Source organism: Klebsiella sp. CN_Kp100, assembly GCF_040065315.1.
GTDB lineage: Bacteria > Pseudomonadota > Gammaproteobacteria > Enterobacterales > Enterobacteriaceae > Klebsiella > Klebsiella oxytoca.
The window spans coordinates 366,604-384,571 of the sequence record NZ_JBEAIJ010000001.1; the positions used below are offsets into that span (position 1 = coordinate 366,604).

A 17,968-nucleotide genomic window follows, 5' to 3' on the forward strand; every position below is an offset into this window, starting at 1 on the left:
CTTAGCCGGGCTACAATTCGTGCGGTCTGTAGCCCGGGTAAGGCGTCAGCCGCGATCCGGGGCCTCGCTGGCCTAAAAAATGGCGAATTTTCCCCGGAGGCGATGCTGCGCATCTGTCCGGGCTACGTCCTACGGGAGAGGTAGGCCGGGTAAGGCGTCAGTCGCGACCCGGGGCCTCGCCGGAACGGGCTGTGGTCTGACTATCGCGAACCGACGTCCAGATAAACGCGATAACGAACAGAACGGTAAACAGCACCACAATGGTCGGCGCCGGCGCGCTGTCGAGATAAAACGACAGCCACACGCCGCCCAGCGAACAGCCTAACGCCACCGCCACCGCCAGCAGCAGGGCGTTGATAAACCGCCGCGTCAGCAGCAGAGCGATCGCCCCCGGCGCTATCAGCAGCGAAATCGACAAAATGATCCCCACCGCTTTCAGCGTCGCCACGATGGTCAGCGCAATCATGCACAGTAGCCCATAATGCAGCAGCCCGCAGCGCAATCCGCTGGCCTTCGCCTGCTGCGGGTCAAAGGCGTGCAGCAGAAAATCACGCCACTTAAACCCGATAATCAGTGCTATTCCCAGTGCGATCAGCGACGTTTGCGCAATATCGCCGGCGGAAATTCCCAGCATATCGCCAAACAGAATATGATCGAGATGCACCTCCGACTGAATCGACACGTACAGCACCAGGCCCGCGCCAAACATCCCGGAAAACACGATGCCCATGATCGTATCGCGTTTAATGCGGCTGTTATCGTCGAGATAGCCGGTGGCGATGGCGCAGAATAACCCGGCGATAAACGCGCCGATGGCGAAGGGGATACCGAGGATATACGCTACCACTACCCCCGGAAAAATCGCGTGGCTCATGGCATCGCCCATCAGCGCCCAGCCTTTGAGCACCAAAAAGACCGACAGCAGCGCGCAGGGAACGGCAACGATCGTCGCCACCAGCATGGCGTTGACCATAAAGGAGAACTGAAAAGGTTCAAGCAGCGCGCTCAGCATGAGGCCTCCCTGGCGCGGCGACGGCTGGCGAGCAGGCCGTGCTTCGGCGCGAAAACAAAAGCGGTTAAAAACAGCAGCGTCTGGGCGACGACGATAATCCCGCCGGTCGCCCCGTCCAGATAGTAGCTCAGCCAGGCGCCGAAAAAGCTGGTCAGGCTGCCAATCGCAACGGCAATCGCCAGCAAGCGCGGGAAGCGATCGGTCAACAGCCAGGCGGTGGCACCGGGCGTCACTACCAGACAAATCACCAGGAACGCGCCGACGGTTTGCAGCGCCGCCACGGTACAGGCCGCCAGCAGGGTAAAGAACAGCAGCTTTAACCCGCTGGTGTTGAGGCCAATCGAACGAGCGTGGCTTTCATCGAAAAAGGTCACCATCAGGTCTTTCCACTTCAGCAGCAGAATCGCCATCGAAATAAAGCCAATCGCCGCCAGCTGAATAATATCCTCCGGGGCAATTGCCAGAATATTGCCGAGAATAATGGTCTGGATATTCACCGAGGTCGGATTCAGCGACACCATAAACAGGCCAATACCGAAAAAAGAGGAGAAGATCAGGCCGATAATCGCGTCTTCCTTCAGCTTCGAGCGCTGGTTAAGAAACAGCATGCTGCCCGCGGCCAGCCCGCCGGAAAGAAACGCCCCCAGCGCAAAGGGCAGACCGAGCATATAAGCGCCCGCCACGCCGGGGACAATGGAGTGGGAGAGGGCGTCGCCAATCAGCGACCAGCCTTTGAGCATCAAGTAGCAAGAGAGAAATGCGCACACCCCGCCTACCAGGGCCGAAACCCACATCGCATTCAGCATATAGTGATAACTAAACGGCTCCAGCAGCCAGCTCATCTTTCGCCCCCCGCCGCCCGGCGGCTGATAAATGGCCGCTCATCGTCGGTAATAATCCGCTCTTCCGCGCCGCTCAGCACCACGTGGCGCAGCACGCCGCTAAACGCCAGCTCGAGGTTTTCAGCGGTAAAGGTGCTTTCCGTCGGGCCGCTGGCCAGCACGGTACCTTTGACCATCACCGTGTAGTCGCAGAATTCGCTTACCGAACCGAGGTTGTGAGTGGAAACCAGCATGGTGCAGCCTTCGTCGCGCAGTTCCCGCAGCAGCTCGATGATGCGCGCTTCGGTCTGCACGTCGACGCCGGTAAAGGGTTCATCCAGCAGGATGACTTTTCCCTGCTGAGCGATAGCGCGGGCCAGAAAGACGCGTTTTTTCTGGCCGCCGGAGAGTTCGCCGATCTGGCGATGGCGGTACTCGCTCATGCCGACCCGCGCCAGGGCGGCGTCGACAATCTCATGGTCACGCGGTTTGGCCCGCCGCAGCCAGCCCATATGGCCGTAGCGCCCCATCATTACCACATCCTCCACCAGTACCGGGAAGGACCAGTCCACCTCTTCCGCCTGCGGAACGTAGGCGACGAGATTCTGCCGCAGAGCGCGATTAACCGGCTGACCGAGAATCGCAATATCGCCCTTTCCGACGCGCACAAAGCCCATCAGCGCTTTAAACAGCGTCGATTTTCCCGAGCCGTTCACGCCGACCAGCGCGGCGATAGAGCTGCGCGGGACGCAGAACGAGGCATCGCGCAGCGCGGTGTGGCCGTTGCGGTAGGTGACGCTGACGTTGTTGACCGCGAGGCCCGGCTGCTCATGGCTCATGCCTGTTTCCTTAGTCCGTCGTTGATGCCCTGGACGATGGTTTGGGTCGTAACGCGCAGCAGGTCGAGGTAGGTCGGCACCGGGCCATCGGCGGTACTCAGGGAGTCGACGTACAGGACGCCGCCATAGTGGGCGCCGGCTTCCCGGGCCACCTGACGCGCCGGTTTATCGGAAATGGTGCTTTCGCTAAAAATGGTCGGGATGCGCTCTTTCTTCATGGTGTCGATGGTTTTGCGCACCTGCTGCGGGGTACCCTGCTGGTCGGCGTTGATCGGCCACAGATAGCGCTCCTGCAGGCCGTTATCGCGGGCCAGGTAAGAAAACGCGCCCTCGCTGGTCACCAGCCAGCGCTTATCCTGCGGCAGCTTCGCCAGTTCCGCCTTCAGCGGCGCCATGGTCTGACGGATCTTCTCTTTGTATGCTTCGGCGTTGTGGCGATAGGCGTTGGCGTTTGCAGGATCGTATTTCACCAGCGCGTCGCGAATATTATCGACATAGATCAGCGCGTTGTCCGCCGACATCCACGCGTGCGGGTTGGGTTTGCCGTTATACGGCCCTTCGCTGATGCCCATCGGCTGAATGCCGTTACTGACCACCACTTCCGGTACGCCGTTTAAGTGCTGATAGAAGCGGGCGAACCACAGTTCAAGATTCAGGCCGTTGGCGAGGATGAGCTGCGCGCCCTGCGCGCGTTTGATATCCCCGGGGGTCGGCTGATATTCATGGATCTCGGCCCCCGGTTTGGTGATGGAGCTGACGTCGGCGGCGTCGCCCGCGACGTTTTGCGCCATGTCGGCGATCACCGTGAAGGTGGTAATCACTTTAAATTTCTCTTTGGCCTGGACGGGGGCGACGGCCAGCAGCGCCAGAGTCGCGGCAAACATCAGATGCTTCAAAGGTGGCAGGTGCAGCATAAGGTCCCTCACAACGTTGCGGTTAATTAATCATCATTTATAGCCATGGCTATGTTATATAGCATAAGCTATTTATAAATGAAAATAATTCTTATTTAGATGTGAGGCGAATGATTAGCGTTGAAACCAGCGGCGCGTGCGGAAAAGGCCCGGCCAAAGGGCCGGGCGCTAAAATCAGGAGAGATCGGCCACCGACTGGCGGGGGATCAGGCGGCCCGCCAGCGTGCGCCCTTCGGGAGAGAAGGCGGGGCGCTCGTCAATCAGGTTGCGGATACGCTGCAGGCAGTTCTCCATCAGCTGCTCCAGCGGCCAGGAGATACAGGTCAGCGGCGGATTCAGCAGCGAGGCGAGGGGAGAATCCTCCAGGCTCAGCAGCGAAACCTCCTGCGGTACGGCGATGTTGAATTCGCGCAGCAGGCGCATCGCTTCGGCGGCGTAGCGGTCGCGTTTCACGATAATCACCGAGTATTTGCTGAAGCTGTTGATCAGCGTCAGCAGCGCCTGTTCAACGTTGTCGTTGGCCGCCAGCATCAGCTGCCGGTTAAAAGGGATGGAGTAGTTTTGCAGGACGTTGCGATAGCCTTCGAGCATCTGGCGGCTGGTGTCATCGCTGTCGCTATCAATAAGCAGAGCGATATTGCGATGGCCTTTGCCGATCACGTAGCGGCAGGCGCTTTCGGTAGCAAAAGCGTAGTCATAGCCCTGATTATTGACCCCGGCAATGCTGAAACGGTCAAAAGAGATCACGTTGCGCGGCGCATCCGCCGGGACGGCGCCGAGTACCACTACCGCCACGCACTGACGCTGTAGATCATCGACGACCGCCGCCTGTTCCGCCGCATCCGTGACGTACTGAACAATCAGGTTCTTATTCAGCCCCTTCAGCGCTAATGAAAGCATCGGCAGCAGGCGCGCGCCGCTGCTTTCATCGTTTGCCGGGATCACCAGCCCCACGTGATTGGATGTTTGACTGGCGAGGTTTTGCGCGGCAAAGCTCGGGCGGTAGTTAAGTTCTTCTACCGCGCGCAGCACCGCTTCCCGGCTCTCTTCGCGCACGCCCCGGGTGCCGGTCAGCACGCGGGATACCGTCGCTCGGGAGACATTCGCTAATCTTGAAACATCATCAATGGTTGGCATGGCTTTTTCTGTGTGAATATTTTCGCCTAGCTTAGCATACCTGCTGAAAAAAGTGTCTACCGGCGGGGGCCTTCAGCAGCGGCCAGAACCGGCAGCCAGGCCGCGCCGCGCACGCCGCTGGCGTCGCCGAAGCGCGCCTTTTTGATCTGCGTTCGGCAGCTGTCGGAAAAGAGATACGGGACGATGGCCGACGGCAGCTGCTCGTAGATTTGCCCGACGTTGGAGAGCCCGCCGCCCAACACAATCACCTGCGGATCGAGGATATTGATTACCGAGGCCAGGCTGCGGGCGAAAGCGTCAATAAAATGCCACCAGTGGGCCAGCGCCTGCGGTTCGCCGTTTTGCGCGGCGGCGATAATCGCTTCCGCAGGCGCCTGTTCGCCGTAGCGGCGGGCAAAGCCGGTACCGGAGATAAAGCTTTCGATGCAGTTCTCTTTGCCACAGTAGCAGGGCTGCGCCGGACCGTCGCGCTCGGGGCAATAGCCCGGCAGAGGATTGTGTCCCCATTCGCCAACGATGGCGTTAGGCCCGCTAAGTAGCCGTTGGTTCACCGCGATGCCGCCGCCGCAGCCGGTACCGATAATAACGCCGAATACGGTCGTTGCCCCCGCGCCCGCGCCGTCCACCGCTTCAGAGAGGGTGAAGCAGTCGGCATCGTTCGCCATCCATACCTGTTGACCAAGTTCCCGCATCAGGTCATGACGCAGGTCGTGGCCGTTGAGCACCAGACAGTTACAGTTTTTAATCAGGCCGCTTTGCGGGTCGATAGCCCCCGGCAGGCCGATGCCGATAGTAAACGGCCATTCGCTCCAGTCGCCGATGGTCGCAATCAGCCCGAGCAGTTGCTGCATAAACGCCTGATAGCTCTCTTTATGCGTCGGACGGCGCTGGCGATAGACGCATTCGCCCGCCGCGTTGAGCAGGACGGCTTCCATTTTGGTGCCGCCAATGTCTAAACCCAGATGTAGCATAGTTATCCTTAATCGTGGTCGACGGTTTCCCGGGCCGCGACGTTATCCGCGATGCCAGCCGGTTTTTCCGGGAGGGCGCTACGCGTGCAGTCCGGGTAACCCGGCTAAGCGCAGCGCGAGCCGGGAAGTCAGCCAGGTGACATGAGCATTTACCGTTTTCCCGGGTTGCGGCGTCAACGCCTTACCCGGGCTACGTCATCCGCGATGCAGGCCGGTTTTCTTCTCTCCCCTGGAGAGGGGAGCCCTACGCGTGCAGCGGCCGCGAGCGGTAAATGGCGATCAGTTCGCCGATCAGCTCTTTCGCCAGAATCGAGGTCATCAGATGATCCTGAGCGTGAACCATCACCAGGGTCATTTTGGTTTTACCCTCGCCTTCGTCGGCTTCAATCAGCTGGGTCTGTACCCGATGCGCTTCGCGGGCAAAATGCGCCGCTTCTTTCATTTTTTCGTCGGCGGCGGCGAAGTCCCCCGCTTTAGCGCAGCTCAGCGCTTCGTAGCACAGGCTGCGCGACTGCCCGGCGTTGATGATAATACCCATCACCTGTTCTTCTAATTCCATGACAAACCTCTGAATAGTATGAATTATGCGGACTGCGGCGCGCCTTCAGCCTGGGCGGCGGCGTTAGCGTGCTCCTGCTCCAGCAGCTGTTTTTCGTAGGCTTTGAGGAACGGCAGATACATCACCATCGCCGTCGCCATACAAATCAGGCACATGATCACCGGGCTAAAGCTCCAGTTTGCCGCCCAGGAGGCGCCGATAGGGGCCGGCGTCGTCCACGGCGTCATCGACACCACGCGGCTGACCAGGTCCAGCTTCAGCGCAAAGTAGGCCAGGGTCGCGTTGACCATCGGCACCAGCACGAACGGCAGGAAGAACAGCGGGTTCATGATGATCGGCGCGCCGAACAGAATCGGTTCGTTGATGTTAAATACGCCCGGCACCACGCCCATCCGGCCAATCGTCCGCAGATGCACGGCCTTGCTGCGCAGCAGCATCAGCGCCAGCGGCAGGGTGGAGCCGACGCCGCCGATCAGCAGATAGTGATCCCAGAAGCCCTGGACATAGATATGTGGAATCGCGGTGCCTGCGGCCATCGCCGCCTGGTTGATCGACAGATTCGCCATCCAGAACGGATTCATAATCCCGGTGACGATCAGCGCCCCGTGAATGCCGGCAAACCACAGCACCTGGCACACCAGTACCGACAGCAGGATCGCCGGTAGGGTATCGGACGCCGCCACCAGCGGTTTCACCAGCGACATGATCGCTTCCGGGATGATCATGCCCAGCTGCGCTTCGATAAACAGGTTCAGCGGATGCAGCGTCAGCACGATCGCCAGCACCGGGATCAGGATCTCGAACGAGCGCGCCACGCCCGCCGGAACTTCAGGCGGTAGACGGATCGTAATGTTATGGCGTTTGAGAAAGGCGTACAGCTCGGTAGAGTAAATCGCCACCAGAATTGCGGTAAAGATCCCCTGGCCGGAGAAGTAGGCGGTAGAGATCTGGCCATCTTTCAGCGGCGCGGCCACCAGCAGAAACGACATCAGCGACAGCATCCCGGCGGTCAGCGAGTCCAGGTTATGGTGCTTCGCCAGGCTGGCGGCGATCCCGACGGCGATAAACAGCGTCATCACCCCCATGCTGAAGTTAAACGGCAGCATCAGCGCATCGCGATGATCGAGCGAAAATTGCAGCCAGGCGCGGGCAAAGCCCCACGTCGTATCCGGGGAGAACGGCGGGAAGATAAACACCAGCAAAAACGAGCCAACGATCATAAAGGGCAGGGCGGTAATGAAACCGTCGCGGATGGAGGTGACGTATTTTTGCTGGCCGATCGCCCCCGCCATAGGCGTGATCTTCTGTTCAATCACGGCGATCAGCTTCGCGTACAGAGAGCTCATGATCTTTCCTTAGTTTTTGTTATCGATAAGGGAAAGCGCGAAATCCAGCACGGCGCCGCCTTTCTGCATGCCGTAATCCATCATGTTGATGGGTTCCACGCGGATCCCGTATTTATCAGCCTGTTTTTGCAGATCTTTCTGCATGTATTTCACCTGCGGCCCCAGCAGGACCACCTGGTAATGGCCGACCTGTTGATCGAACTCCGCGACGCCAAAGGCGTTGATCTCTACCGGCAACCCGCGCTGCTCGGCCTCGGCGATCATTTTTTTCACCAGCAGGCTGGTGGACATGCCCGCGGAACAGCACAACATTATCTTTTTCATATATCGCTCCTGATGAGTGGGATGCGCCGACTATAGTCACAACGGATATAAAACGGAAAGCGCTTTCCGTTTGTGGATTTATTTATTGTGACCACGATCACCTATGACGGGCTTTTACTTTACACAGGAGTGCGCGATCATCCTGGCGACTACTCTCTTCTGAAAGGCAGGATTATGAACATTCAGTTAATGAATGTTGCCGTCGATATCATCGAGCAGCGGCTGGCGCCGCTGGCCAACGTTCTGACGCGCAATAACCACATTACGGCGATGCGCGACAGCTTTGCGCTGGCTATGCCGTTTGTGATCGTCGGAAGTTTGCTGGTGCCGATTTTGTTTCCGCCCGTTTCCATCGACGGCGCATCGGCCTTTGGCCAGTTCTATTTCCAGCTGCGGCCTATTCTGCTGCCGACTTTTGAACTGACTATCGGGCTGGTGGCGCTGATTGTGGCCTTCGGCGCCAGCGCCAGTCTTGCCAAGCAGTACCGGCTACCGGAGCGTCTCTGCGGGCTGACCGGCTGCCTGGCGTTTTTGCTGTTTATCGGCTTTCGCGACAACGGCGCGACCAATATTTTTCTTGGCGGAATGGGGATTTTTACCGCGCTGATATCGAGTACTTACTCCATTGAAATTGTACGCTTTTTCTATAAGAAAGGCTGGTGCATCCGCCTGCCGGAAGAGGTACCGGTGATGACCCGTAACGGCTTTCAGCTACTGATTCCGCTGCTGGTGGTGATGCTCTCTATTAGCGTCATTAACGCGCTGCTGTTGCAAAGCACCGGGCGCATTTTACCGGAGCTGATTAGCGAAGCGGTGCGGCCGCTGGTGGTGGCCTCCGATACCCTAACCGCGGTCTTAATATCGTTATTTATCTGCAACCTGCTTTGGTTTGTCGGTATTCACGGCGCGCTAATTATCACCGGGATCATGAACCCGTTCTGGATGACCTATCTGTTTGAAAACCAGCAGGCGCTGGCCGCCGGTTCCGCCACGTTACCGCATATTTACCTGCAGGGATTCTGGGATTTCTACCTGTTAATCGGCGGTATCGGCTCGACCCTGCCGCTGGTTTTTATGGCGATGCGTAGCCGTTCCCGGCAGTTGAAAAGCGTCGGGAAAATTGGCCTGCTTCCCTCGCTGTTTAACATTAATGAGCCGATATTGTTCGGCTTTCCGATTATCATGAACCCGGTTTTTCTGCTGCCGTTTATTTTTGTGCCGCTGATAAATGCCTGTATCGCCTGGTATTTAACCCATTTGGGGATTCTCGACCGGGCGGTGGCGATGCTGCCGTGGTCGATGCCGGCGCCGCTCGGCGCGGCGTGGTCAGCCAACGGTAGCTGGAAAAACTTATGCATGTGCCTGTTCGCTATTTTTAACGCCTGGATGCTCTATCGCCCGTTCTTTAAGGTCTACGAACGCCAGCTTGCCGACGCTGAACGCTAAGCTTTTCGCCTGTCTGCCCCAGCCCGCCCTGCGCGGGCTTTTTTATTTCTGCCAGAATATGTGAACTCCATCACGAATATTTGCCCGCTATCGTTAAATTTGTGAACTCATCCGGCAATTACGGAAAGCGCTTTCCGTTTGTGGATGTACATTTCCTTTTTTGATCCGTAAATTTCCTCCCGTTCTCAGGCAGTGTTAATAAAAAAATAACCAAGGATAAAAAATGATCAGGCTAAATCATTCAATACCTCTGTCTTTACTTGCCCTTGCGGTGATGAGCGACTGCGCCAGCGCCGATCCGAAGTACGATTTTATGCTGCATGGCTATATCCGTTCAGGGATCCTTGCCAACGCCGACGGCAATCGCGCTGACTCCGTTGGCCTGATGCCGGACGGCAAGTGGCGTCTGGGCAACGAAGAAGATACCAAGATCGAACTGATCCCAACGGTGACGTTAACCTCGGACAGCGGCGTGGTGGCAAAAGTCCAGGCCAACATCACCCATCAGTCAAAATGTACCTCTGACTGGAACTGTCAGGACGACGACGGGCATGATGTGCAGTTCCGCGAAGGTTTTGCCGAACTGTCCAACCTCGACTTTGCCCCGGAGATGACCTTCTGGGCCGGTAAGCGCTACAGCAGCTCCAACACCTCCAGCCATCAGTTTGACTGGGAGTACATTCAGTACAACGGCACCGGCGGCGGCTTCGACAATATGGATCTTGGCTTCGCGCGCTTCGATGCCGGGGTTTACGCCTTCTCGCCGACGGACGAAACCAAAGCCTACCCGGTCGACAAAGGCGATCAGGGCTATCCGGATGACTACTCGCTCAACCTGTGGCTGAAAAAGATCGGCGGCACCGGCTTCGATCTTGAGCTGATTGGCCACCACATGAACCGCAACGAGAAGCACCCGACCTCGGCGGAAAAAGGCTACGGCGTGACCGGCGTTTACAACTTTGACGGCTTTTACGGCCTGACCGGCGGCTACTCTCGCGTGGTCTTCCAGTACGGACGCGGCCTGGCGGCGGGAGACTCGCTGGGTAAAAACGGCTGGGGCTGGGCAAACCTCGACGATACCCAATCCTGGCGCGTGGTGCTGGATAACATGGCCTCGCTCGGCGACTGGGAAATCTCCACGTTTGCCTACTATCAGAAAGACAAAAACTACCGCTGGTGGACGGAAGACGCCGAAGGCTGGGGGCGCACCAGCTGGGTGGCGGGGATCCGCCCGTATCAGCAGATCACCAAAAACTTCGCCATGCAGTACGAGCTGGGCTACGAATATCTCGACGATAAAAACTACAAAGGCGTGGACGGCAAAGGCAAAGGCGGCCTGACTAAAGTGACCATCGCGCCGACCCTGACCTTTGATTCCGGCTTCTGGACGCGCCCGCAGCTGCGCTTCTTCGTCACTTACGCGAAGTGGGATAAAGGGGTCTCCGACGCGCTGGACGGCAACTACGACTGGAGCACCAATACCCTTTCCGCTGGTAGCTACTCGCGCAGCGGCGACACCGATACGCTGAACTTCGGCGTGCAGGCTGAAGTCTGGTTCTGAGGAGAGATACGATGATTAAGCCGGTGAAAAAACTGATGCTCGTCGCGCTGCTTTCGGCGCTGGGAAGCGCAGGCGCGATGGCCGCGGAGCAGTCGCACTTTGAACACTTTATTACCCGCGACGGCGCGACGTTAAAAGATGGCGACAAGGTGTTCCGCTTTGCGGGCATTCATGCGCCGGAGCTGCATCGTATTGAAGACGACGCGCGCGGCACCTGTAAAGCCGACTCGCGCGGCTGGGGGCAATACTTCCGCTGGCCGACGGCGGAGGAACAGGAAAACTGGATTAAAGCGCTGGTGCAAACCGGCGCCAGGGCGCAGCGGGTATACGTGCTCTCGGTGCAGCAGACGTTTGACGAGGCCTGCGGTCGCGAAACCCATATTCTGGCCCCGGAAACCGCCGACGGCATGCCGCGCCTGAACGAAAAGGCGATGCGGGTGTACGACAACATGATCGCCGAGGCGGACAAACAGGGTCTGCGCCTGATTCTGCCGTTTATCGATCACTGGTGGTGGTGGGGCGGTCGCGAGCAGCTGGCGGCGTTCTACCACGAAAAGCCGGAGGATTTTTACCGTACCGACAGTAAAACCTTCAAGGCCTATCTGGACGTGATTCGTCAGGTTATCACCCGTACCAACAGCGTAACCGGGCGCCCTTACTATGACGAAAAAGCGATTATGGCCTGGGAGACCGGCAACGAGCTGGAGGATACCAACGCGGCGTTCCTTCAGCAGACCGCCGCATGGATCAAAAAGTGGGCGCCGCATCAGCTGGTGGTGGATGGCACCTATAAGAAAATTAATGCGTTTGCGCTTAACGATCCCCATGTCGATATCGTCAGCAACCACTACTACACCAATGCCGATAACAACCATCCCGATCAGGTGAAAAAAGACCTGACGGTGGCCGCGGGTAAGAAAGTTTATATGGTGGGCGAATTTGGCCTGCTGGATGCGCAGCAGCTTAACGCCATTATGCAGTCGATCGTCCATAGCGAAGTCAACGGCGCGCAGGCGGCGGGCGGTTTAATCTGGGGCTTCCGCGGTCATCGTCACGATGGCGGTTTCTACTGGCATAAAGAGTCCACCGGCCACTACAGCTACCATTTGCCGGGCTTCCCGGTCGACGGTAAAGCCAATCAGGAGATGGAGGTAGTCGATCTGGTGCGGACCGCCGCGGCGCAGATGAACGGGCAGGAGAAAGCGCCGCCGCTGCCGAAGCCGGATGCGCCGAAGCTGCGGGCGACGGATTCACCGTTTGCGATCAACTGGCTGGGGGCGGCGGTAGGGCGCGCTTATGATGTCGAGCGCGCCGATTCGGCATCCGGACCGTGGAAGATCGTGGGGCGCGATATTTCGGACGGCGTAAACGAGTGGAACCCGCAGACAATGGATCTGTTCCGCGATGACTATCGCAGTCTGCAACTGGGGAATACGTACTATTACCGCGTCATTGCTAAAAACGAGAGCGGCAGTTCATCGCCTTCGAACGTGATTAGCGCGAAGCACACCCAGGCGAATCAGGCGCCGGAAGTCACGCTGGTGGAAACGCTCACCACCAGCCAGGACCAGGGCGTGCAGCTCAGCGCGAGCTGGCGCGATGACGGGCTGCCGGATGGCAACGTTAAGGTGAGCTGGAGCAACGGCGGCAACGCGCAGGCCCATATCTGCGCGACGGATAAAGCCGAAACCCGCGCCTGGTTTAGCGCCCCCGGTGAATACGTGCTGACCTTTAGCGCCGATGATGGTCTGCTCAAAAGCAGTAAAACCGTAAAGGTCACGGTGACAGAAGCCGTCGGGAAAGCGCCCGCTGATTACTGCCGTTTTAGCGCCGGGGTTGTGAACGTGACCGATGGCAAGATCGAGGCGGGGAAAAGCGAGAAAGACGCGCTGACGATTGACGAAGACGGCTTCCTCGGGCCGTTCGCCAACGATGGCGATAAGGTGAGCTGGCAGGTTGCCGCGCCGTGGGCCGGCAAGTATCAGCTGCAGGTGACGTTCAGCGGCAAATGGGGCGGCAAGAAAAACTCGTTTATCGTCAACGGCGGCGCGCCAATCGCGGTTGAATTCCCGCAAACCGATGAACAGGGCCAGCAGCTGCGGGTGCCGGTGGAGCTGAAGGCTGGCGATAACCGCATCGACTTCGGTAAATTCGCCGGCGACTGGGGCTACATGTTTATCAAATCGATTGAAGTGGTTGCAGAGTAGTGCTTATTGGCTGCGCCCGTTGGGCGCGGCCTTTTTTAACTTACAGGAGGCGTTATGACCCGGTATCAGTTTCCGGAAGGTTTTTTTTGGGGCGCGGCGGCATCCGGTCCGCAAACGGAAGGGATAAGCAACAAGCCGCATCGTTCTATTTGGGATAGCTGGTTTGCCGAACAGCCGGAACGTTTTTATCAGCAGATTGGGCCGCAAACGGTTTGCGACACTTACCATCAGTATCCCCAGGACGTGGCGTTGATGAAGCGGACCGGGTTCAACTCTTTTCGCACCTCGATACAGTGGTCGCGGCTGATTGATGACTTCGAAACCGGCGCGCCCAATGCGGACGCGGTACGTTTTTATCATGCCTACCTGGATGAGATGATTGAAAACGGCATCGAGCCGATGATCAACCTCTATCACTTTGACATGCCGGAAGCGCTGCAAAAGCAGTACGGCGGCTTTGAGTCGGCGCACGTGACCGATCTTTTCGCGCGTTTTGCCCGTACCGCTTTTGAGCTGTTTGGGCACAAAGTGAAATACTGGATCACCTTCAACGAGCCGATTGTGCCGGTTGAGGGCGGCTATCTGTATGACTTCCACTATCCCTGCAAGAAAGACGGCAGTCTGGCGGCGCAGGTGGCGTTTAACATTATGCTGGCCCACGCCAAAGCGGTGCGCGAGTTTCGCGCGCTGGCGCTGGAAAGCGAGATTGGCGTGGTGCTGAATCTGACGCCGTCCTATACCCGCAACGACAGCGCGGAAGACCAAAAAGCGGCGTGGTATGCGGATCTGTTCTTCAACCGCAGCTTTCTCGATCCGCTGGTGAAACATCAGTTCCCGAAAGAGCTGTGCGAAATTCTGGCCGCGCACGACTGTCTGCCGGAGGTGACAAAAGCCGACGTTGAGCTGATTACCGGATCGCGCGTCGATTTTCTCGGCGTTAACTATTATGTTCCGCGGCGGGTGAAAGCGCGCGAAAGCGACTATACGCTGGACTATTTCACCCCGGAGTTCTATTTCGAAAACTATGTGAATCCGCAAGGGCGCTTTAATCCATATCGCGATAATAATGAGATTCTGCCGCAGGCGATTTATGACATTGCCGCCAATATTCGCGATAACTACGGCAATATAAAGTGGTTCCTCGCGGAAATTGGTATCGCGATGGATATCGAGTCGGAAGGCGAGCCGGGCGAGGACGGGGTGATTGACGATTCGTTCCGCATCGGCCTGATGGAAGAGCATCTGGTGCAGCTGCATCGCGCCATTGCCGACGGCGCGAACTGCTTTGGCGTGCATCAGTGGACCTTTATCGATAACTGGTCGTGGATTAACTCGTTCAAGCGCCGCTACGGCTTCTGGCGGCTCGACCTGCAAACCGGAGAGCGGCTGATAAAGCGCAACGCGCTGTGGTTTGCCGAACTGGCGACCAGCAACGGCTTCAGTTCTGATAAATAGCCCGGCAAAATCCCCCCGGAGGCGGCGCTTGACGCGCCTGTCCGGGCTACCAAACCGCACGAACTTGTAGCCCGGACAGATGCGCAGCATCGCCTCCACGAAGTCATCCCCACCGGGGATTATTGGCGCGATTTGTTCATTTCCGCCAGCGAAGCTATCCAGTTCATCGCCAGCTGCGGCCATTCGGCGGCGGGCAGGCCCCGGGTCCCGCGAATACCAAATCCGTGTTTCCCCTCGGCGAACAGATGCAGCTCGGTCGGCACCTGCTGCGCGCGCAGGGCGTTAAACATCACCAGCGCGTTATCCACCGGCACGGAAGGATCGTCTACCGCGTGGAAAATAAAGGTTGGCGGCGTCTGCGGCGTGACGTTCTGCTCCGGTGAATAACGATGCTGCCGCTCCGCTGTCGGCGTTTCGCCAATCAATGCCTTGCGCGATCCGGGATGGGCAATCGCCGGATCCATCGAAATCACCGGATAGCCGAGCACCGCGAAGTCCGGCCGCGCGCTCTGCCGATCAACTGCGTCCACGGCGACGTAAGCCGGTTCGCTATACCGGGTCTCCAGGCTGGCCGCCACGTGCCCCCCGGCGGAAAAGCCCATAATGCCGATTTTATGCGGGTCGATATGCCACTCGGCGGCCCGCGCCCGCAGGGTACGCAGCGCGCGCTGCGCATCGGCCAACGGCGCCTCGCTGCCTTCTGCGTGACCGTCCGCCGGCATCCGGTAGGTCATGACAAACAGGGTATAGCCACGGGCGTTAAATACCGGCGCGAGATCGCTGCCCTCTTTATCCAATACCACTCGCTGGTAAGAGCCGCCCGGCGTCACCAGCAGTGCAATACCGTTGGGCTTCTCCGGTGCGTAAACGGTAATTGTCGGAGCACGAATCCCGGTGACCGCGCGATCGGGCAGCGAGGGATCTTTGCTGCGCTCTATCAGCGATTCGCTCGCCGGGCTGTTTTTCGCGCCGGGGGCTTCACCGCCGGGCCAGACAGAAAAGGTGGGGAGAGAGGAAAATGCCGCCGGAGAAGCCAAAAGCAAAGCGATGGCGGCGGCCAGAGGTAAACGCGTCATAAGCATCTCCATTAAGGAAAAAGCTTATTTATCATTCATCAGGAACGGGTAAAGCGAGTTGTCTCACAGAACGCTGTTTCATTAAAAATAAAATGAAACAGCGTTTTAAGGTTATGCCTACTGCAGCTGGTCTTTATTAATACCCAACCGTTTCATGCGCGAAAGCAGCGTCGTGCGCTTTAATCCCAGACGCTGGGCCGCGCCCTTCGGCCCGGCGACCACCCCGTTACTCTCTTTCAGCACCCGGACAATGAGCTGGTATTCGTCTTCGCCCTCTTCCGGCAGCACTTCTGCCGGCAGCGGCTCAGTCTCGAGGCTCATTTCCGGCAGTGAAAGCTGCAGCACGCTGCCGCGGGTGAGCAGCACCGCGCGTTCAATGACGTTCTCCAGTTCGCGCACGTTACCCGGCCACTCCATGCGGCTAAGCAGGCGCAGCGTCTCCGCCGGAATGCTGTCGATATTGCGTCCGAGGCGGCGGGCGATTTTAAAGGTGAAGGCCTTCACCAGCAGAGGAATATCCTCCGGCCGTTCGCGCAGGGGCGGCAGATGGATCGGGAAGACGTTCAGCCGGTAGTAGAGATCGCTGCGAAACTCGCGATCGGCGACCATCTGTTTAAGATCGCGGTTGGTGGCGGCGATCAGGCGCACGTCGGTGTGAATCAGCTTATTGCTGCCGAGACGCTCGAACTCCTGCTCCTGCAACACGCGCAGCAGTTTCGGCTGTAGTTCAATCGGCATATCGCCCACTTCATCGAGAAACAGCGAGCTTTTGTCCGCCAGTTCGAAACGGCCGATACGCTGGGCGCTGGCGCCGGTGAAAGCGCCGCGCTCGTGGCCAAACAGGTCGCTTTCCAGCAGCCCGGCTGGCATCGCCGCGCAGTTCATTTTGACCATCCTGCGGCTATTGCGGCCGCTCAGGTTATGAATAGCGCGGGCAATCAGCTCCTTACCGGTGCCGGTTTCGCCGAGGATCAGCACCGTACTGTCGCTCTGCGCCACCATCTCCACCTGCTTGAGCACGCTGTTCATGGCCTCGCTGCGGCCAATGATTTCGCCAAACTCGCTCTCAACGTTGTTGAGCTGTTCGGTCAGGGCGAGGTTCTCATCGACCAGCCGCTCTTTCAGCCGCTGAATCTCGCGGTAGGCGAGGGCGTTGTCGATGGCGATCGAGACGCGCTCGGCGATTTGCCGCAGCAGCTTGAGGTTGGTGGTGGTGAAGACTTTTTCATCGCACTGCGCCAGCTTCAGCACCCCAAGCAAAGTATTACCGGACATCAACGGCAGCAGGCACAGAGTCTGGATTTTGTTATCCCACATCTCGAAAAGCATTTTTTCGTACGGCGCCAGCGGGTCGTGCTCGTGGAGATTGAGCAGCAGCATCTCTTTGCTTTTGAATACCCGCTCGGTCAGGGTACCGGCTTCGTCCACTTCGCTCTGGTCATGTACCGGATGGCTGGCGTCGAGGTAGTGGGTGGAGTAGATATTGAGCTTACCTTTGCGGTTGCTGCGCAGTACCACGCTGATGGCGTCGATGCGGAAGTAGCGGTGGATCTCTTTGGCCACTTCGCTGACCAGCTCATCGATATCCAGCCGCGAGAGCACCGCGTTGGTGATCGCCACCAGGATGCGGAAGTTATCGCGTTCCCGGCACAGCAGGTCGTAATCGACGTTGTTGCTGACCCGGCTTTGGATCTGTTCGGTGACCACGGCAACGATTTGCGTAAAGGTGTGCAGCCGCTGGTACTCTTTTTCGGTCCACGGCCGGTTGTCGTCGCGAATAAATTCGCAGCCGCCGAAGATACGCCCTTCCGCCGCCAGCGGCAGCAGGCAGTAATAGCCAAAGTTGGGGTAGAGTCCGCTTACGGCGAGCTGCGGCCAGGTTTCGGCAAAGGTGGCGCTATCGCAATGCAGCGCATCCGGACGCGATAGCAGGCGTCGAACCGGGCCGTTGGCGAGGACGGTTTCATCTTCGTAGCTCACCGGCTGCCCCGCGTCGTCGCAGGCGTGCCGGATAGCGCGATGATTGCCGGAATGCCACAGAATAATCGCCGCCCGGTCGGCGAGCGCGGACTGCTGCACCAGGCCGGTCAGCGTCTCGCTCAGCGCGGCCAGGTCCGGCTGCTGTAATAAAATGCGGGTGATATCAAACAGACCCTGCTGCCCAAGATCGCCCATCGGTGTATACGACATTGCTTAAGTCCAAAAGCGCCGCAAAGCGGCGCAGAAGAAAGTGATGACACAAATAATAGTCTGTTAATAAAGCGGTTGTGACCGCCATTAACCCATCCGTGGGTGCCCGC

15 protein-coding genes are annotated in these 17,968 nt (G+C 58.4%); 4 read left to right on the forward strand and 11 right to left on the reverse strand.

What is annotated here, in order from left to right; all coding sequences use genetic code 11:
* Nucleotides 1-157: 157 nt before the first annotated feature.
* The 9 genes from sitD to ABLV12_RS01795 form a co-directional block, all read right to left on the reverse strand.
* Entirely contained in the window at nucleotides 158-1,012 is an 855-nt protein-coding gene (sitD, locus tag ABLV12_RS01755; RefSeq protein WP_269776794.1) for an iron/manganese ABC transporter permease subunit SitD, read from the reverse strand.
* Nucleotides 1,006-1,854, reverse strand: coding sequence for an iron/manganese ABC transporter permease subunit SitC (sitC, locus tag ABLV12_RS01760; protein ID WP_049593564.1), 849 nt, complete (start codon nucleotides 1,852-1,854; stop codon nucleotides 1,006-1,008). The genes sitD and sitC overlap by 7 nt, the downstream gene beginning before the upstream one ends.
* Nucleotides 1,851-2,672 (reverse strand): manganese/iron ABC transporter ATP-binding protein, encoded by an 822-nt coding sequence (locus ABLV12_RS01765; RefSeq protein ID WP_004104877.1) that lies wholly within the window; start codon nucleotides 2,670-2,672, stop codon nucleotides 1,851-1,853. The genes sitC and ABLV12_RS01765 overlap by 4 nt, the downstream gene beginning before the upstream one ends.
* Nucleotides 2,669-3,586 (reverse strand): metal ABC transporter substrate-binding protein, encoded by a 918-nt coding sequence (locus ABLV12_RS01770; protein WP_024274611.1) that lies wholly within the window; start codon nucleotides 3,584-3,586, stop codon nucleotides 2,669-2,671. Before ABLV12_RS01770 ends, ABLV12_RS01765 begins: the two co-directional genes overlap by 4 nt.
* Nucleotides 3,587-3,760: 174 nt before the next feature.
* Complete coding sequence (locus tag ABLV12_RS01775) at nucleotides 3,761-4,723, reverse strand: LacI family DNA-binding transcriptional regulator (protein WP_348866739.1); 963 nt, start codon at nucleotides 4,721-4,723, stop codon at nucleotides 3,761-3,763.
* A 56-nt stretch (nucleotides 4,724-4,779) separates the two neighbouring features.
* Nucleotides 4,780-5,694 (reverse strand): ROK family protein, encoded by a 915-nt coding sequence (locus ABLV12_RS01780; RefSeq protein ID WP_348866740.1) that lies wholly within the window; start codon nucleotides 5,692-5,694, stop codon nucleotides 4,780-4,782.
* Between the two features lie 244 nt (nucleotides 5,695-5,938).
* Nucleotides 5,939-6,253 carry a PTS lactose/cellobiose transporter subunit IIA gene (locus tag ABLV12_RS01785; RefSeq protein WP_004104873.1) on the reverse strand — a complete coding sequence of 105 codons (315 nt, stop codon included), beginning with the start codon at nucleotides 6,251-6,253 and terminating at the stop codon, nucleotides 5,939-5,941.
* A 23-nt stretch (nucleotides 6,254-6,276) separates the two neighbouring features.
* Entirely contained in the window at nucleotides 6,277-7,599 is a 1,323-nt protein-coding gene (locus ABLV12_RS01790; protein ID WP_004104872.1) for a PTS cellobiose transporter subunit IIC, read from the reverse strand.
* A gap of 9 nt (nucleotides 7,600-7,608) precedes the next feature.
* Nucleotides 7,609-7,923, reverse strand: coding sequence for a PTS sugar transporter subunit IIB (locus ABLV12_RS01795; RefSeq protein WP_004104871.1), 315 nt, complete (start codon nucleotides 7,921-7,923; stop codon nucleotides 7,609-7,611).
* A gap of 174 nt (nucleotides 7,924-8,097) precedes the next feature.
* On the opposite strand from ABLV12_RS01795, the gene ABLV12_RS01800 reads away from it, so the two are divergent.
* The 4 genes from ABLV12_RS01800 (at nucleotide 8,098) to ABLV12_RS01815 (ending at nucleotide 14,592) form a co-directional block, all read left to right on the forward strand.
* Nucleotides 8,098-9,369 carry a PTS cellobiose transporter subunit IIC gene (locus tag ABLV12_RS01800; RefSeq protein ID WP_016809474.1) on the forward strand — a complete coding sequence of 424 codons (1,272 nt, stop codon included), beginning with the start codon at nucleotides 8,098-8,100 and terminating at the stop codon, nucleotides 9,367-9,369.
* A 223-nt stretch (nucleotides 9,370-9,592) separates the two neighbouring features.
* Complete coding sequence (locus ABLV12_RS01805; RefSeq protein ID WP_004104869.1) at nucleotides 9,593-10,930, forward strand: carbohydrate porin; 1,338 nt, start codon at nucleotides 9,593-9,595, stop codon at nucleotides 10,928-10,930.
* Nucleotides 10,931-10,944: 14 nt separating this feature from the next.
* A complete protein-coding gene (locus ABLV12_RS01810) occupies nucleotides 10,945-13,137 on the forward strand; it encodes a CBM35 domain-containing protein (RefSeq protein WP_348866748.1) in 2,193 nt (730 codons plus the stop codon).
* 54 nt (nucleotides 13,138-13,191) lie between these two features.
* On the forward strand, nucleotides 13,192-14,592 hold the full coding sequence (locus ABLV12_RS01815; protein ID WP_016809472.1) for a glycoside hydrolase family 1 protein: 1,401 nt from the start codon (nucleotides 13,192-13,194) through the stop codon (nucleotides 14,590-14,592).
* 119 nt (nucleotides 14,593-14,711) lie between these two features.
* Here ABLV12_RS01815 and ABLV12_RS01820 read toward each other — a convergent pair whose 3' ends face one another.
* Both ABLV12_RS01820 and flhA read right to left on the reverse strand, forming a co-directional pair.
* On the reverse strand, nucleotides 14,712-15,668 hold the full coding sequence (locus ABLV12_RS01820; RefSeq protein ID WP_348866741.1) for an alpha/beta hydrolase: 957 nt from the start codon (nucleotides 15,666-15,668) through the stop codon (nucleotides 14,712-14,714).
* A gap of 117 nt (nucleotides 15,669-15,785) precedes the next feature.
* Entirely contained in the window at nucleotides 15,786-17,858 is a 2,073-nt protein-coding gene (flhA, locus tag ABLV12_RS01825; protein WP_004104864.1) for a formate hydrogenlyase transcriptional activator FlhA, read from the reverse strand.
* Between the last annotated feature and the right edge of the window lie 110 nt (nucleotides 17,859-17,968).

Excerpts from the sequence above, each read along its gene's own strand:
- flhA (WP_004104864.1), bottom strand. The coding sequence starts at position 17,858 with ATGTCGTATACACCGATGGGCGATCTTGGGCAGCAGGGTCTGTTTGAT.
- ABLV12_RS01800 (WP_016809474.1), top strand. The coding sequence starts at position 8,098 with ATGAACATTCAGTTAATGAATGTTGCCGTCGATATCATCGAGCAGCGG.
- sitD (WP_269776794.1), bottom strand. The coding sequence starts at position 1,012 with ATGCTGAGCGCGCTGCTTGAACCTTTTCAGTTCTCCTTTATGGTCAAC.
- ABLV12_RS01790 (WP_004104872.1), bottom strand. The coding sequence starts at position 7,599 with ATGAGCTCTCTGTACGCGAAGCTGATCGCCGTGATTGAACAGAAGATC.
- ABLV12_RS01795 (WP_004104871.1), bottom strand. The coding sequence starts at position 7,923 with ATGAAAAAGATAATGTTGTGCTGTTCCGCGGGCATGTCCACCAGCCTG.
- ABLV12_RS01820 (WP_348866741.1), bottom strand. The coding sequence starts at position 15,668 with ATGACGCGTTTACCTCTGGCCGCCGCCATCGCTTTGCTTTTGGCTTCT.
- sitC (WP_049593564.1), bottom strand. The coding sequence starts at position 1,854 with ATGAGCTGGCTGCTGGAGCCGTTTAGTTATCACTATATGCTGAATGCG.
- ABLV12_RS01775 (WP_348866739.1), bottom strand. The coding sequence starts at position 4,723 with ATGCCAACCATTGATGATGTTTCAAGATTAGCGAATGTCTCCCGAGCG.
- ABLV12_RS01765 (WP_004104877.1), bottom strand. The coding sequence starts at position 2,672 with ATGAGCCATGAGCAGCCGGGCCTCGCGGTCAACAACGTCAGCGTCACC.
- ABLV12_RS01770 (WP_024274611.1), bottom strand. The coding sequence starts at position 3,586 with ATGCTGCACCTGCCACCTTTGAAGCATCTGATGTTTGCCGCGACTCTG.
- ABLV12_RS01805 (WP_004104869.1), top strand. The coding sequence starts at position 9,593 with ATGATCAGGCTAAATCATTCAATACCTCTGTCTTTACTTGCCCTTGCG.
- ABLV12_RS01780 (WP_348866740.1), bottom strand. The coding sequence starts at position 5,694 with ATGCTACATCTGGGTTTAGACATTGGCGGCACCAAAATGGAAGCCGTC.
- ABLV12_RS01815 (WP_016809472.1), top strand. The coding sequence starts at position 13,192 with ATGACCCGGTATCAGTTTCCGGAAGGTTTTTTTTGGGGCGCGGCGGCA.
- ABLV12_RS01785 (WP_004104873.1), bottom strand. The coding sequence starts at position 6,253 with ATGGAATTAGAAGAACAGGTGATGGGTATTATCATCAACGCCGGGCAG.